The organism is Streptomyces sp. NPDC015139 (assembly GCF_043079785.1).
Lineage (GTDB): Bacteria > Actinomycetota > Actinomycetes > Streptomycetales > Streptomycetaceae > Streptomyces > Streptomyces albidocamelliae.
This window is the reverse complement of the sequence record NZ_JBIBUW010000004.1, coordinates 568,726-582,867: the sequence shown is the minus strand read 5'-3', so window position 1 is coordinate 582,867 and position 14,142 is coordinate 568,726. Positions and strand designations below refer to the sequence as shown.

Below are 14,142 nucleotides of genomic sequence, written 5' to 3'. Positions count from 1 at the left end.
GGGACGGGTGCCCCTGCGGATGTCCCTTGCCGGGGCCCGACCGCCGGCGTCGCGGCGCGCGCCCGCCGGGCGGCAGGGAGGTGCGTGTGCGGACGGGCCGGGCCTGGAAGGACGTGTCGCGGCCGTCGCCGCCTCCGAGACGGGTGCCCCTGCGGATGTCCCGTGCCGGGGCCCGGCTGGCGTCGCGGCGCGCGCCCGGCGGGCGGCGTACGCGGGGCGTCGGGTCAGGGGCGGGCGGGGCCGGGGCCACGCGTGGCGGGGAACGTGGACGGCCCGGGGCCCCCGTCGACGGGGTCCCGGGCCGTGCGGGGTGGGGTCAGGTCGTGGACACCGCCGGTCCTCGGGTCTGCGCCTCCTCGGCGGAGGACGTCGCCGGCTCGGTCTCCGGGGGTTCCATGCGGTCCAGGCGGAGTCTGGTGTGCAGGCGGCGCAGCGGGCCCGGTGCCCACCAGTTGACGCTGCCGAGCAGCGCCATCAGCGAGGGCACCAGCAGGGCCCGTACCACCGTCGCGTCGACCAGCACGGCGAACGCCGTGCCGAGGCCCAGCTCCTGCACGAAGACCAGCCGGGACAGCGCGAGCGCGCCCACCGCCAGGCAGAACAGCGCCGCCGCCGAGGTGACGATCGGGCCGGTCCTGGCCAGGCCCTCGGCCACGGCCTCCCGGTCGTCGAGGCCCGCTCCCCTGCCCTCCTTGATCCGGCCCAGCAGGAAGACGTTGTAGTCCGTGGAGAGCCCGAAGGCCAGGGCGAAGACCAGGACCGGGGTGGTCGCCTCGATGCCGTTCTGGGCGGTGAAACCGAGGTTGCCGTCCTGGAACACCCACACCAGGAAGCCGAGGGCGGCACCGGTGGACAGCGTGTTCATCAGCAGCGCCTTGAACGGCAGGATCACCGAACCGGAGAAGGCGAACAGCAGCACCAGGGTGATCAGCGCGAGGACCCCGGCGGCCGGCGGCACCTTGTCGGCGATGCTGGCCTTCTGGGCGAGGAAGTCGGCGCTCACCCCGGTGTAGCGGGCGGGCACCGGCGCCGGGACGTCCTGCACCTTCGCCGCCGCGTCCTTGGCCGTGGTGCCGAGCGGGGCGCCGCGCAGCACCGCGTCGACCTCCCAGTGCCGGGCGTCGAGACGGAACGGGGTGCCCACCGACTCCACGCCCGGGACGCGGCCGATCCGCTGGGCGTAGGCGGCGAGTTCCGTGCCGCCGGGGGTGTCGAGGACGATCTGCAGCGGCGCGGCGGGCGGCTTGTCGAAGTCGCTGGTCAGGGCCCGGGACACCGTGCCGGCGCTGGTGGAGGCGGGCAGTGTCGAGGGGTCGGCGCCGGTGAACTTCAGACCGGCGACCGGTGCCGCCACGAGCAGCAGCACCGCCGTCGCCGCGACCGCGACCACCACGGGCCGGCGCATCACGCCGGAGGCGATCCGGTGCCAGCGGTCACCGGCCTCCTCCCGCGCGGTGCTGTCGCGCTGCCAGCGGCGCGGGGCGAGGGAGTTGACCCGCCGCCCGAGCAGGGCCAGCAGGGCGGGCAGTCCGAGCAGGGCGAACAGGGCCGCCGAGACGACGGTGATGACGCCGGCGAGGCCCATGGAGCGCAGGTACGGGTGCGGGAAGACGGTGATGGCGGCCAGTGCCGCGGCCACCGTCAGGGAGCTGAAGAACACGGTCCGCCCGGCGGTCGCGACGGTGCGCGCGACGGCCTGGCGGCCCGGACCGTGGACCGCCAGTTCCTCACGGTAGCGGGAGACGATGAGCAGTCCGAAGTCGACCGCGAGGCCGAGGCCCAGCGCGAACGCGAGGTTGAGGGCGCCGGTGGAGACGTCCATGAACTCGGTGGCGACGCGCAGTCCGGCGAGGGTGAGCAACAGGGTGACGATCGCGCCGACCAGCGGCACCAGGGCGGCGACGACGCCCCGGAACACCAGCACCAGCAGGATCAGGATGAACGGCAGCGCGAGGCTCTCGGCCTTGGCCAGGTCCTCGTTGGACACCGCGGCGACCTGGACGTGACCCGGGGTCGAACCGCCCAGCCAGGCCCTGCCCTTGAGGTCCGGGTTGTCGGCGATGGCCTTCTGGAGCGCCTTCTCCGCGTCGACGGTGTCCTTCTCCCGCATGGGGGCCACCGTGCCGAGAACGACCGTGCTGTGCCCGTCCCTGCTGATCAGAGCCGGGTTCGTGGCGTAGTCGACGACCTGCTTGGTCTCCGGGCGCCCGCGCAGCAGGGCCACGGCGGCGGACACCGGCGCGGGCGGCGGGGCCTTCGGGTCGAGGGCCGCGTCGGTGCGCACGAGTACGGCGTAGCCCTGCTGGGCGTCGACGCCGGTGGCCTGCTGGATGATCCGGCGGGCCGTGACGTTGGCGCCGCCCGGGTCGTCGTAGTCGGAGAGTCCGTTGGTGAGCCTGCTGTCGACGGTGCCGCCGAAGAAGGCGGCGAGGACGGCCGCCAGGACCGCCAGTAACAGGGCGGCGCGCCGCCTGGCGTGCAGTGCGGAGCCCAGGCCAGAGAACATCGATCGTCACCTTCCGTTGGTGTACGCAGTGTTCTAGCGAGCGCTTTAGCCCCGCTGAAGGCGAGGGGGCGAGACTCGGCCACACGCGCTCGCCCATGACCGCGCCGTGCGGTCCGCGCGTTCGCCCTTGCCGCGACGGGAGACCCAGTTGATCGACAACATGTTCGTCATTGACGCCACCGTGCACCCGTACAACGTGGCGGACAGCAATCTGCGCAAGGACGGCGAGTTCCCCGACCTGCACGCGTTCGCGCTGCGGGAGATGCTCTGGGGCATGCACGAGCGCTTCGCGACCGCCGGCTCCGGCATCCCGCGTGAGGTGTTCTGCACCGACTGGCCGCCGGAGCTGCTCGCCTGGACGATGTTCACCGAGTCCGACGTGGACATGGCCGTCAACCACCGGCTGCGCATCGACGCCGTCTTCGAGGACGGCCTGTGCAACGGGGAGAAGAACCAGGTGCTGGCCGAGAAGTGGCCGCGGCGGATCGTGCCGTACGCCGGGATCAACCCCGCCCTCGGCATCGAGGCCTGTCTGCGGGACCTGCGCGAGCAGGTGGCGCGGGTGCCTGGCACGATCGGCATCAAGATGTACCCCAACGCCGGTTCCCCGGACGTCAGCTGGCGGCTCGACGACCCCGAGTTCACCCCGTTGTTCGAGCTCGCCAAGGAACTCGGCATAAAGATCATCGCGTTGCACAAGATCGTGCCCAACGGCCTCGTGCCGCTCGGCCCGTTCGGGATCGACGACCTCGAGACCGTCGCCATCCGGCACATCGACCTCTCCTTCGAGATCGTGCACGCCGGCCTCCCGCCCTTCGTGGAGGAGGTCGCCATGGCGCTGATGCGGCTGCCCAACGTCTACGCCAACCTGGAGATCACCTCGGCGATCCTGGCGCACGGCATGGGGTACGTCGAGGAGGCGCTGGCCCAGCTGATCTCGCTCGGCGGCGCGGAGAAGATCATCTACGCCTCCGGCGCCCTGCACTTCCACCCGCAGCCGGTGCTGGAGAAGATGGCGCGGCTCACGTTCTCCGACCGGATCCTGGAGCGGTACGGGCTGGAGCAGATCACCCACGAACAGCGGGCGGCGTTCCTCGCCGGCAACTACGCGCGCATCGCCGGGATCGACCTGGCCGCGGCGGCGGAGGCCGTGCGGGACGACGAGTTCGCCCGGCACCGGGCCGAGCACGGCGGGAACCGGCCGATGTGGACGTACTGGCGCGAGTCGCAGCCCGAGCTGTGGGCGGCGGCGGCCGGGGCCTCGGCGTGAGCGCCGCGGACCGGGCGGTCGCCACGGTCGCGACCGTCACGCCGGAGCAGGTGCACACCGCGCTGGGCGAGGTGTACGACCCCTGCAGCCAGTCCTGGCAGCGGCCGATGAGCCTGGTCGACCTCGGCCTCGTACGCGAGGTCGCGGTGGACGGCGAGGGCCGGGCCACGGTGCGCATCAGTCTGACCGCGCCGTTCTGCATGGCGGTGCCGGTGATCATGCAGTCGGTCGAGCAGAAGGTGGGCGCGGTCGACGGGGTCACCGGGGTGACGGTCGAACTCGACGGCGGCACGCTGTGGCGTCCCGAGCTGATGACGGACAAGGGCCGCGCCCTGCTGGCGGAGGCCCGCACCGAGGACCGCCGCATGCTGCCCCTGACCCCGGTCCGGGCGGCCGCGGGCTAGCCGGCGCGGCACCCACCGACCGGCCGGGCACTCCCTGAGGGACCCAAGGGGAGGGAGTGCCCGGCCATCACCGTGTCCCGGACGCGGCAGGCGGGAGCGCCCGCCATGTGACCTCTTTCGTCCGTGCGCCCCGCCGTCCGGCCGTGGCGCACGCCGTCGGCCCCCGGGCCGCTGCTGTGGGCTCGGGGGCCGGTCGCGGGTGGCGGACGGCGGGCTACAGCACGGCCCCGACCGCCGAGCCGACGGGTACGGCGTCCGCCTCGGAGGTGCGGCGCATGCGGGCGAAGTCGAGGACCTGGTCGGTGAGGATGTCGAGGCGGCGGGCGGCGCGCGGGTCGGCGCAGGTGTCGGCGGCCGTGAACTCCGTGGCCGCGGACACCACCACGCCCATCGGCACCGCCCAGCCGCGCAGCGCCTGGGCCGAGGCCCGCAGGGAGGCCAGCGCGGAGGCGCCCGCCACCTCGTTCCACGCCACGGTGAGGCAGCCCACCGCGCGTCCGTCCAGGTAGCCGGGTGTGTCCTGGGCCAGGGCCTCGGTGTGGTCGAGCGCGTTCTTGAGCAGCCCGGACATGCCGCCGTGGTAGGTCGGGCTGGCCAGCAGGACACCGTCGGCGGCGCGCAGGGCGGTCAGCAGCCGCAGCTCCGCCGCCGACCTGACGCCCGATTCCGGGTCGTAGGGCGGCAGCACCAGGTCGGGCCCGCACAGCAGGGTGACCTCGGCGCCCGCCCGGCGGGCCCGGGCGGCGCAGGACCGCAGGGCGGCCGCGGAGACCGAGCCGGCACGCAACGAGCCGCCGAGGGCGGCGATACGGATCGGACGCATGACAACTCCGTTGGTCGGTAGGGGCCTTGTCTTCCCCGTGCTCACAGCCGCGCCGCCGCCTCCTCGGCCGCCCGCGCCCCGCTGAGCACGCACGCGTCGGCGAGCAGACCGCGCGGGCCGACCCAGTCGCCGGCGACGAAGACGCCCGGCCGCCCGGGGACCCGTGGTCCGGGCCGGCCGGGGAGGCCGCCCGTCCGGGCTTCGGGCACCGCGGTCATGGTGGTGATCCGGGGCAGGAACCGTTCATGGACCAGCACCTCGCGCCAGCCGGGCTGGCACAGGTCGAGCAGTTCGTCCAGCCGCTTGCGCACCTCGGTGGCGCCGAGTCCGGACCCGTCGTCGTACCGGGCGAGATGCAGCACTGCGCCGCCCTCCGGCGCGAGGCGTGCGGTCTGCGACGCGACGGACAGGTAGAGGGGTTCGTCGACGCCGAGAACCAGGGTCCGGCGCGGGTCCGGCAGCCGGCTCAGGGCCACGTCCAGGCAGGCGGTGTGCAGGGGCCGGCCGGGCGGGCCGGCCGGCTCGGGCTCGTCCAGCAGGCGGTGCGCCGCCCGCTGCGGCAGTCCCGCCAGTACCACCGAGCGGGCCCGGACGCCGTGCCCGTCCGCGAGGGTCAGCCGCGGGCGTGCCCCGCCCTCGACCGCCGTGACCCGGCAGCCGGTGCGGATGTCCACCCCCAGGGCGCGGGCGCGGGCGAGCAGCGCGTCCACGAGGGTGCGCCAGCCGCCGTCGACGTACGTCACCCCGCGCCGTACCCCGGCGAAGTGCGCGGCCAGCGCCCCCGCGTCGATCATCTCGGGGCGGCCGACGTAGGCGCTGACGCGCAGCACGGCGAAGGCCGCCTCCCGCGCCCGCCCGGTGGGCAGGCGGTCGGCGAGCCACCGCGCCGCGTCGGTGCCGGCCAGGCCCGGGCGGCCGCGGGACAGGGCCAGCAGCCGGGCCACGGCGAGGCGTTCGCGGGGCGCGAGCAGTCCGGTGCGCAGCAGCGGGCCCGGGGCGGCGTAGCCGGGGTGCAGTGCGCCGTCGCGCAGGGCGAGGGACCCGGTGAGGTCCGGTTCACCGCCCGGTACCCGCACGCCCAGGGCGCGCAGCTCGTCCCGCGTGGTCCGGTACAGCGCCCGGGGCCCGAGGCCCAGCCGGTGGCCCCGGTGGTCCGTGGTACGGGCCCGCCCGCCGGGTTCGCCGCCCGCTTCGAGGAGCAGCACCCGCCGGCCCGGGCCGGCGGCGCGGGCCAGACGGACGGCGGTGACCAGACCGGTGAGCCCGGCCCCGACCACCACGGCGTCCGCCCGCTCGTCCGGGCCGGCGCCGGTCATGCCCCGTCGGTCCCGGGCAGGACGAACGGGAAGCCGTGGCGCCCGAGTTCGCGGGCGGAGTCGGTGACCGCGTCGACCAGGGCGTCCAGGTCCTCGGTGCTGTGCGCGCCGCCGGTGAACAGCATCGGCAGGCTGAGGGTGTAGAAGCCGCGCCGGCGCAGCATCAGGGTGAGCAGGAAGAAGGCGATCGGGTTCACCGCGCCCGCGAACGCGCGGTAGTCGTCGTAGCTGTCCTTCTCCAGGAAGCCGAACGAGCCGATGAAGTCGCCGAATCCGACCAGGCGCAGTGGGATTCCGGTCTCCCCGCGGAACCCGGCCAGGCGCCGCTGGATGCCGTCGACCTTGGCCCGGGTCTCGGTGTAGTACGTGTCGCGCCGCTCGTGCAGCAGCCGCAGGCTCGCGTAGGAGGCGGCCAGGGCGAGGTGGTTGCCGGCGTGGGTGGTCTGCACGCAGGTCTTGCGGCCGATGTCGGTGAGGGGCAGGCCGGAGGTCTGGGTGTGGTCGAGCAGGGCCGCCCGGCCGCCGACGGCGGACAGCGGGATGCCGAGGCCGCTGAGGACCTTGCCGTAGGTGTACAGGTCGGCCTCGATGCCGAAGTGGGCGGCGGCGCCGCCGGGCCCGAACCGGAAGCCGGTGAGCACCTCGTCGAGGACGAACGGGATGCGCAGCGCCCGGCACCGCTCGGACACGGAGCGCAGCAGCGGGACGGTGTGCTCGACGAACGGGAACGAGGAGGACGCGGCCTCGGTGATCACGCAGGCCAGCTCGCCGCGGTGGCGCTCGATCAGTTCGACGGCGCGCACCGGGTCGTTGGGCAGGACGAGCAGGTCGCGCGGGTCGGCGAGGGGCACCCCGGTGAGCGCGGACTGCCGCTCGACGCCGCCGTCGGGGGCGTTGCCCGGGAAGGGGTGGGTCGGGTGGCCGTGGTACCAGAAGGCGGTGTTGTGCATGCCCAGGTCGTGCACGCCGTGCAGGGAGCCCTCGAACTTGGCCACCATGCGCCGGCCGGTGTGCGCGCGGGCGAGCCGGATGGCGGCCGCGGTGGCGTCGGTGCCGGAGTTGAGGAACGCGAACTTCTCGCAGTGCGGCACGAACTCACCGAGCAGGTCCACGAGTTGCTGCTCGACCGGGTGGCAGTAGCCGTTGCCGGTGGTGGCGGCGAGCTGCTCGGTGACGTACCGGACGACGGGCTCGGGGCTGTGCCCGTGCAGTGCCTGGGCGCCGAAGCCGAGGTGGCAGTCGACGTAGGTGTTGCCGTCGGCGTCGAGGATGCGGCTGCCGTGCGCCTCACGCACCACGAGCGGGAACTGCGGGGAGTGGAAGGGCCAGAAGACATGGGTGGCGGCGTCGCGTGCGCGCAGCTTCTCGGTCGCGGCGGTCGAGGCCTGCTGGCGCTCGGCGAGCTCGGAGAACAGGTCGATCAGCCACTGCTGGGTGAGCAGTTCGGCGACCAGTGACTCGACGGACGCCGTGGGAGCGGCAGTTGTCGTCATCGTCGGCTCCAGGAGGGAACGGGAAGTCGGGTGGGTGGGCGCCGGTTCACAGCGGCTTGGTCGCGCGCAGCACGCCGTAGCGCATCACGCCGCGCTCGTACGCCTGCTTCATCAGCGGTACGGAGTTGAGGAAGCGGAAGATGTCCATGCCCTTGGCGCGGACCAGCTTCCAGATCATGGAGGGGTCGCGGACCACCGGCTTGACGATGTCGGTGGAGAGCTTCCAGGTGTCCCACACCCGCTCGGACCAGTCGGCGGTGCGGACGCCGGTGAAGCCCAGCTCGTCGGCGAGGGCGCCGTACCGGTCCAGGGGCAGCACGTGGGAGACCACGAAGTCGCGGTAGATGCGGTGCAGCAGCCGGGTCTCGTCGGGCGCGAGGCCGTCGTCGCGGGCGCACCAGGTGGCGACCAGGAGCGTGCCGCCCGGCTTGAGGACGCGGTGGCACTCGGCGAGGAACGCCTTCTTGTCGGGCATCAGCTCGCAGCTCTCCAGTGCCCACACCACGTCGAAGGTGCCGTCCGGGTAGTCGGTGTGCATGGCGTCGACCAGCCGGAACCTGGTGCGGTCGGCGACCTTCGCCTCGGCGGCCTTGCTCTCGGCCCGGCCGATCTGCTCGGCGCTGATGGTGATGCCGTCGACCGTGCAGCCGAGCCGTCCGGCGAGGTGGACGGCGGAGGCGCCGATGCCGCAGCCGGCGTCCAGGATCCGGGCCCCCTCGGGTACGGGTCCGAAGGAGATCAGCTCCTCCACGAGCCGCACCTGGGCGGCGTGCCGGCCGGGGTCGGGTTCCCCTTCGGCCCAGTACCCGTGGTGGATGTGCTCCCCCCACAGGTCCTCGTACAGCTCGATCAGCCCGTCGTAGTGGTCCTTGATCGCGGCGTGCAGGTCGGGGGTGGTCCAGCGCGGTTCGAGTGCGCTCGTCGTCATGAGGGGTGTCCCATCGGTGTCGGAGGTTCGGGGTACGCGGCGGGATCAGAAGCGGACGAGCGCCGACTCCATGGTCAGCCCGGGCCCGAACGCCATCAGCACGGCGAGCTCCCCCGGCGCGGGCCGTGAGGTGCGCAGGATGCGGTCCAGGATCAGCAGGATGGTGGCGGAGGAGCAGTTGCCGTGCTCGGCGAGCACGGCCCGGGACGGGGCGAGCTGTTCGGGCGTGAGGTCGAGCTTCTCGCCGACGAAGTCGATGATCTTCGGGCCGCCGGGGTGCACGCCCCAGTGCCGCACGTCGCCGGCGTCGAGGCCGTGCGGGGCGAGCAGCCGCTTGACGAACGGCTCGATGCTCTCGGCCAGGTAGAACGGCACGTACGGGGAGAGCGTCATACGGAACGCGAGGTCCTCGATGTGCCAGCTCATGGCGTGGGTGGTCTCGGGGTGGGTCTCGGTGTGGGTGCCGAGGAACACCGGGCCGGGGCCGCCGTCGTCGGCGCCGAGCAGGGTCATGGCGCCCGCGTCCCCGAACAGGGCGTTGACGACGGCCTGTTCGGCCGACACCTCGGGCCGGTGGTGGACGGAGCAGACCTCGGCGGAGCCGGCCAGGACCAGTTCGCCGGGGCGGGCGGCCAGCGCGTCGAAGGCGGTCTTGAGCACGTTGAAGGCCGCGTTGCAGCCCATGTGCCCGATGAAGGTGCGGCGCAGGTCCTGGCGCAGCTCGAACTCCTTGGCCAGCAGGATGTCCGGGGTGGGTCCCGCGTATCCGGTGCAGCTGGCCATCACGAACGTGCCGACGCGTTCGCGCGGGTCGTTCGCGCCCGCGTCCTGGAGCACCCCGCCCACCGTGCGCCGGCTCATGGCGAGGACGTTCTCCTCCCAGGCCGCCATGCGCGGCTTGATGGTGGGGAACCCGTCGGCGTAGGCGGTGCGCGGGTCCCAGGCCATGTGCCGCTGGGTGACCCCGGAGCCGCGGAAGATCTCCTCGGCCTTGGGCACGTCCCGGTAGACCTCGCGGTAGTACGTGTCGAAGGCGCTCGCCTGCGGTACGACGGTGTCGGGTGCGGCGGTGCGCAGGGCCAGCAGTCTGGCCACCCCGCGGGCGGGGGTCCGTCCGGCGGTGTCGGGCGCCTCGGTCGCGGTCGTCATGCCGCCGCCCTCGCGCCCGATTCCAGCCGGTCCTTGATGGCGGCGAGGAACCCTTCGGTGACCTCGTCGCTCTGCTGCCGGGCGAACGGCTCGACCAGCGGCAGCACCACGGGCGCGATGTCGACGTCGGCCTCGGAGCGGGTGTCGATCTCCAGGTAGGTGGTGCCGGGCCCGGTGCCGGGGGTGGTGCGGAACTCGCCCCAGGAGCGGAAGTTGTGCGCGCCGACCGGTTCCCAGCGGATGCGGGCGGGGTCGCCGGTGTCGAAGCGGGTGCGGTGGTCGGGGGTGTGGCTGACGGCCCCGTTGGAGAGGGTGGCCAGCACGTAGTGGTAGACGTCGTCGCCCTCGGCGGTGAGGCTCTCCACGCCGGGCATCAGCAGGCCGCAGCCCACCACGTCGAGCAGGAGCCGTCGTACGGCGTCGGGTGCGGCCCCTATTTCGGTGCCGGCGAGGCTGGCGGAGCGTATGGAGACCATGGCTGTCCTGTCCTTGGCGAGGTGCTTCGCGGGGTCCTGGGCGAGGGGCCCGTCGCCGGCCCTTCGCGGGGCGGTGCGGGGCGGGCGCGGGGCCGGTGGGGCCTGCTTCAGCCGGCGTCGGCGTCCGGCGTACCGGGTTTGACGGCGTGGCCGATGTAGCTGGCCGAGACGTCGCCGGTGAGGGTGAACTCGCCCAGCCGCCGGTGGCGCAGCAGGCCGGGCAGCAGCGCGGGCAGGGGCCGGGCCGGGCCGAGGCCGCGGGTCTCCGCCAGCCGCATCCCGGCGCGGCCGAGGAGACCGTGCAGTTCGGCGGGACGGATGAACATCTTCCAGTTGTGCGTGCCCGGCTTGATGATGCCGAGGAGCTTCTCGGCGACCAGGATGAGCAGCAGGTAGCTGCGGATCGTCCGGTTGACGGTGTCGAAGAGCAGGACCCCGCCGGGCACGAGGAGCCGTTCGATCTCGGCGAGCGCGGCGGGCAGGTCGTGGAAGTGCTCCAGCACGTCGGAGGCGACGACCGCCTCGGCGCAGCCGTCCGGCAGTCCGGTGCCGTAGGCGGAGCCGACCCGGTAGGTGACGTCGACCCCGGAGGCCGCCGCGTGCCGCCGGGCCGCCTCGACGGTGCCCGGCGACAGGTCGACGCCGGTGACCCGGTAGCCGCGGGCGGCGAGGTTCTCGGCGACCAGGCCGCCGCCGCAGCCCAGGTCGACGACGCGGATCGTGCCGGCCGGGCGGCCGTGGTGGCGGGCCTTGATGATCCGGTCGAAGTAGCCGGTGCGGGCCGGGTTCATCTCGTGCAGGGCCCGCAGCGGTCCCTCCGTGTTCCACCAGTCGTCGCCGACCTTTTCGTAGTACTCGTTGTCGATCGGCACCCGGCCGGGGTCCAGCGCGCCGGTGCGGTCCGGGGTCGTGGAGGTCGCCATCACACCCACCTCGGGGTCTCGACCGGGCTGATGCCCAGGGTGGCCTTGCCGATGAACTCGCGGGCCATGTCGTTGGTGAAGGGCAGCAGCGGGCCGGCCTTCACGTCCCGCCAGATCTGGCCGATGCGGGAGCCCTCGCGGATGCCGGAGCCGCCGATCACCTCGAAGGCGGTGGCGACGACGTGCTCGGCCTCGTTGGTGATGTAGTACTTCGGTACGCAGGTGTCGGCGACGAAGGCGGGCAGGTCCTCGCCCGGGTCGACGTGCCGGGTGGCGTACTCGGTCAGCAGGGCGTCCATGGTGGCCAGCGAGGAGCGCATCCGGGCCACCGCGAACTGGATGCCGGGCAGCCGGGCGAGATCGGCGACGGCGGTCGTGGACCGGCCGCGGGTGCGCTCGACGGCGAGCGTGTACGCCCGCTCGGCGAGCCCGAGGAAGACGGCCGCGAAGCAGTAGTGGCCCCACTGCTGGCGGGCCATCACGAACAGGGGGGTCAGTCCGTCGGGGAACACCGAGTCGTCGGCGTCGACGCGCAGACCGTCGAGCCGCAGCGAGTGCGAGCCGGTCATCGGCAGCGCGAAGCCGCTCCAGGGGGCGACCACCTCGATGCCCCGCTCGGGCTTCTCGACGAAGAACGCGGCGAGGTTGAAGGGCGGTTCCAGGTGCTCGTCGTCCAGGCCGGCCGTGACCACCAGGTGGGTGGCCGCGTCGTAGCCGGTGGCGAAGTGCTTGAGCCCGTCCAGGACGAAACCGTCCGGGACGCGGCGGGCCGTGGTCGAGGGCCGCACCCAGTTGCCGCCCGAGCCCTCGTCGGTGAACGGCCCGACGACGAACGCGCCGTCGCGGACCGCGCCGAACATCCGCTCGCGCACGGCCACGCTCAGGTCGCTGCGCATGGAGCCCGTCAGCACGGCGTGGATGGCGAGCGTGAACGCGGTGGAGCCGCAGCCACCGGCGATGATCCGCAGCAGCCGGGTGTTCTCCTCCAGGGTGGCCTCCAGACCGCCCATGTCCCGGGGGACGTTGACCGCGGTGACGCCCGCCTCGACGAGGTCCCGGATGTTGCGGCCGACGAACTCGCCGGAGTCGTACCCGTCCTTCGCCCGCTCCTCGAACCGGGCGGCGAGCGCGCGTGCCGTCATCTCCAACCGCGCCCAGCGGGCGTCCCGTTCGGCGTCGTCGACGGCGGTGGTGTCCTGTACGGCGGTGGCCATGGCGTTCAGCCCTCCCAGCGGGGTTCGGCGAAGACCGGCACTCCGAGCGCGTGCTTGCCCGCCCACTCGGCGGTCACGTCGGAGTTCGGCGGGACGAGCAGCCCGGCCACCACGTCCCGGTAGGCGCGCTGCAGCGGGTGCCCGGACAGCAGCGCGGAGCCGCCCTGGACCTGCATCGCGAGGACGACCACCTCGTGCGCGAGGCGGGCGACGCTGTTCTTCATCACGCTCATCTCGATGTAGTGGCCGAGCGGGTCCGCGGCGATCGCGGTGTCGTGGTCGGCGCGCACCGCCTGGTACAGGTGCGCCTCGGCGGCCGCGAGCCGGGTCTTCATCTCGGCGACACGGAACTGCACGCCCGGCAGATGGGCCACGGTCCGGTCGAGCACGTGCAGGGTGCGGCCGCGCTGTTCGCGCACCACCTGCTCCAGGGCGCCGCGCGCGATGCCGAGGAACACGGAGGCGAAGCTGCACCAGGCCCAGTGGACGCCCTGCATGAACATCAGCGGGAGCGCGCCGGGCCGGCCGACCATCCGGTCCTCGGGCACGAACAGGTCGTCCAGCAGCAGGGAGTGGCTGCCCGTGGCGCGCATCCCGGCCGCGTCCCACTCCGCGGTGACGGTGACCCCGCGCTCCGGCTTGGGCACGAGGAAGCCGACGGGCTCGGGCAGTCCGCGGTCGTCCGTGCGGGCGGCGGAGAGGAAGAGCAGGTCGGCGGCCGGGAATCCGGTGAAGAAGCCCTTGCGCCCGTTGAGCAGATAACCGCCCTCCACGGGCTGGGCCTTGGTGGTGGGGTGCCACCAGTTGCCGCCGACACCGGGCTCGCTGAACCCGCCGGCGATGACCGCGCCGTCCTGGGCGATCGCCCGGTAGGCGCGTTCGGCGGCCGGGCCGCCGATGCCCGCGATCATCGCGATGCCGTGCACGTGCATGTTGACCGCGAAGGAGGTGCTCGCGCAGCCGGTGGCCAGCGTCTCCTGGGCCCGGCACAGCTCCTCCAGGTCCGCTCCCCCGCCGCCGTACTCGCGGGGCACGGTCATCGCGGTGTAGCCGGAGGCGACGAGCTCCTCGAAGTTCTCGTGCGGGAAGCTGGCGTCCGCGTCGTGCCGCGCGGCCCGCTCGGCGAACCGGCCGGCCAGTTCGGCGGCGAGGGCCACGTAGTCCGTACGGGCCGGCGCCTGCGTCGTCACGGTCATCGCGCGCTCCCCGCCACCAACGGCTGCCCCGCGTCCTCGGGCAGCACCATGGACAGGTAGCGGACGAGGCTGCCGACCGTGTCGCCCTCGGCGCGGGTCGCCAGCGCCAGCCAGTCCGCGATCTCGACCTCCCCGTACACCTCCCGGATGCGCTCGAAGAGTTCGGCGAGCTCCACCGAGTCCAGGCCGAGGTCGCCGGTGAGCCGGGAGCGCTCGGTGACCTGCCGGCCCGCGGTCTCGGGGCGTACGGCGACGAGTTGCTCGATCAGGGTCGTCATGAAGGCTTGCGCCCGGTCGTCCTGCACATCCACTCCTGGAAGTCCTCGAAGCCACGGAAGGTCGCTGCCTGTGGGTGCCTGCGGCGATCCATGCTCGGGGCGGCGGCTGTAGCGGCGGTTGCGCCACCGGCCGGAAATCGCTCAACCACGCCTTCAGGGCCGGACG

Annotated in this window: 13 protein-coding genes; 2 read left to right on the top strand and 11 right to left on the bottom strand. The window is 73.5% G+C overall.

The features are described from left to right. Positions 1 to 316: 316 nt before the first annotated feature. Positions 317 to 2,506: an MMPL family transporter gene (locus ACF08B_RS14850; RefSeq protein WP_392317695.1), complete on the bottom strand. Its 2,190-nt coding sequence runs from the start codon at positions 2,504 to 2,506 to the stop codon at positions 317 to 319. Positions 2,507 to 2,666: 160 nt separating this feature from the next. On the opposite strand from ACF08B_RS14850, the gene ACF08B_RS14845 reads away from it, so the two are divergent. Together ACF08B_RS14845 and ACF08B_RS14840 are read left to right on the top strand one after the other, a co-directional pair. Beyond that, entirely contained in the window at positions 2,667 to 3,776 is a 1,110-nt protein-coding gene (locus ACF08B_RS14845) for an amidohydrolase family protein (RefSeq protein WP_143051591.1), read from the top strand. Beyond that, complete coding sequence (locus ACF08B_RS14840; RefSeq protein ID WP_392317694.1) at positions 3,773 to 4,180, top strand: metal-sulfur cluster assembly factor; 408 nt, start codon at positions 3,773 to 3,775, stop codon at positions 4,178 to 4,180. Before ACF08B_RS14845 ends, ACF08B_RS14840 begins: the two co-directional genes overlap by 4 nt. Positions 4,181 to 4,394: 214 nt before the next feature. Here ACF08B_RS14840 and ACF08B_RS14835 read toward each other — a convergent pair whose 3' ends face one another. The 10 genes from ACF08B_RS14835 to ACF08B_RS14790 form a co-directional block, all read right to left on the bottom strand. Beyond that, positions 4,395 to 5,003 (bottom strand): NADPH-dependent FMN reductase, encoded by a 609-nt coding sequence (locus ACF08B_RS14835; RefSeq protein ID WP_392317693.1) that lies wholly within the window; start codon positions 5,001 to 5,003, stop codon positions 4,395 to 4,397. 41 nt (positions 5,004 to 5,044) lie between these two features. Then, positions 5,045 to 6,319, bottom strand: coding sequence for a phytoene desaturase family protein (locus tag ACF08B_RS14830; RefSeq protein ID WP_392317692.1), 1,275 nt, complete (start codon positions 6,317 to 6,319; stop codon positions 5,045 to 5,047). After that, entirely contained in the window at positions 6,316 to 7,812 is a 1,497-nt protein-coding gene (locus ACF08B_RS14825; RefSeq protein ID WP_392317691.1) for an aminotransferase class III-fold pyridoxal phosphate-dependent enzyme, read from the bottom strand. The genes ACF08B_RS14830 and ACF08B_RS14825 overlap by 4 nt, the downstream gene beginning before the upstream one ends. A 46-nt stretch (positions 7,813 to 7,858) precedes the next feature. Further along, positions 7,859 to 8,740, bottom strand: a complete 882-nt coding sequence (locus tag ACF08B_RS14820; protein WP_392317690.1) for a methyltransferase domain-containing protein — start codon at positions 8,738 to 8,740, stop codon at positions 7,859 to 7,861. A 45-nt stretch (positions 8,741 to 8,785) separates the two neighbouring features. Beyond that, a complete protein-coding gene (locus ACF08B_RS14815; RefSeq protein WP_392317689.1) occupies positions 8,786 to 9,889 on the bottom strand; it encodes a type III polyketide synthase in 1,104 nt (367 codons plus the stop codon). Further along, positions 9,886 to 10,365 (bottom strand): hypothetical protein, encoded by a 480-nt coding sequence (locus ACF08B_RS14810; protein WP_392317688.1) that lies wholly within the window; start codon positions 10,363 to 10,365, stop codon positions 9,886 to 9,888. Before ACF08B_RS14810 ends, ACF08B_RS14815 begins: the two co-directional genes overlap by 4 nt. A gap of 107 nt (positions 10,366 to 10,472) precedes the next feature. Then, positions 10,473 to 11,288 (bottom strand): bifunctional 2-polyprenyl-6-hydroxyphenol methylase/3-demethylubiquinol 3-O-methyltransferase UbiG, encoded by an 816-nt coding sequence (gene ubiG, locus ACF08B_RS14805; protein ID WP_392317687.1) that lies wholly within the window; start codon positions 11,286 to 11,288, stop codon positions 10,473 to 10,475. Further along, positions 11,288 to 12,502, bottom strand: a complete 1,215-nt coding sequence (locus tag ACF08B_RS14800) for an acyl-CoA dehydrogenase family protein (protein ID WP_093473494.1) — start codon at positions 12,500 to 12,502, stop codon at positions 11,288 to 11,290. Before ACF08B_RS14800 ends, ubiG begins: the two co-directional genes overlap by 1 nt. A 5-nt stretch (positions 12,503 to 12,507) precedes the next feature. Continuing rightward, positions 12,508 to 13,698, bottom strand: coding sequence for an acyl-CoA dehydrogenase family protein (locus tag ACF08B_RS14795; RefSeq protein WP_392317686.1), 1,191 nt, complete (start codon positions 13,696 to 13,698; stop codon positions 12,508 to 12,510). Further along, on the bottom strand, positions 13,695 to 14,003 hold the full coding sequence (locus tag ACF08B_RS14790) for an acyl carrier protein (RefSeq protein WP_073896990.1): 309 nt from the start codon (positions 14,001 to 14,003) through the stop codon (positions 13,695 to 13,697). The genes ACF08B_RS14795 and ACF08B_RS14790 overlap by 4 nt, the downstream gene beginning before the upstream one ends. Positions 14,004 to 14,142 lie beyond the last annotated feature (139 nt).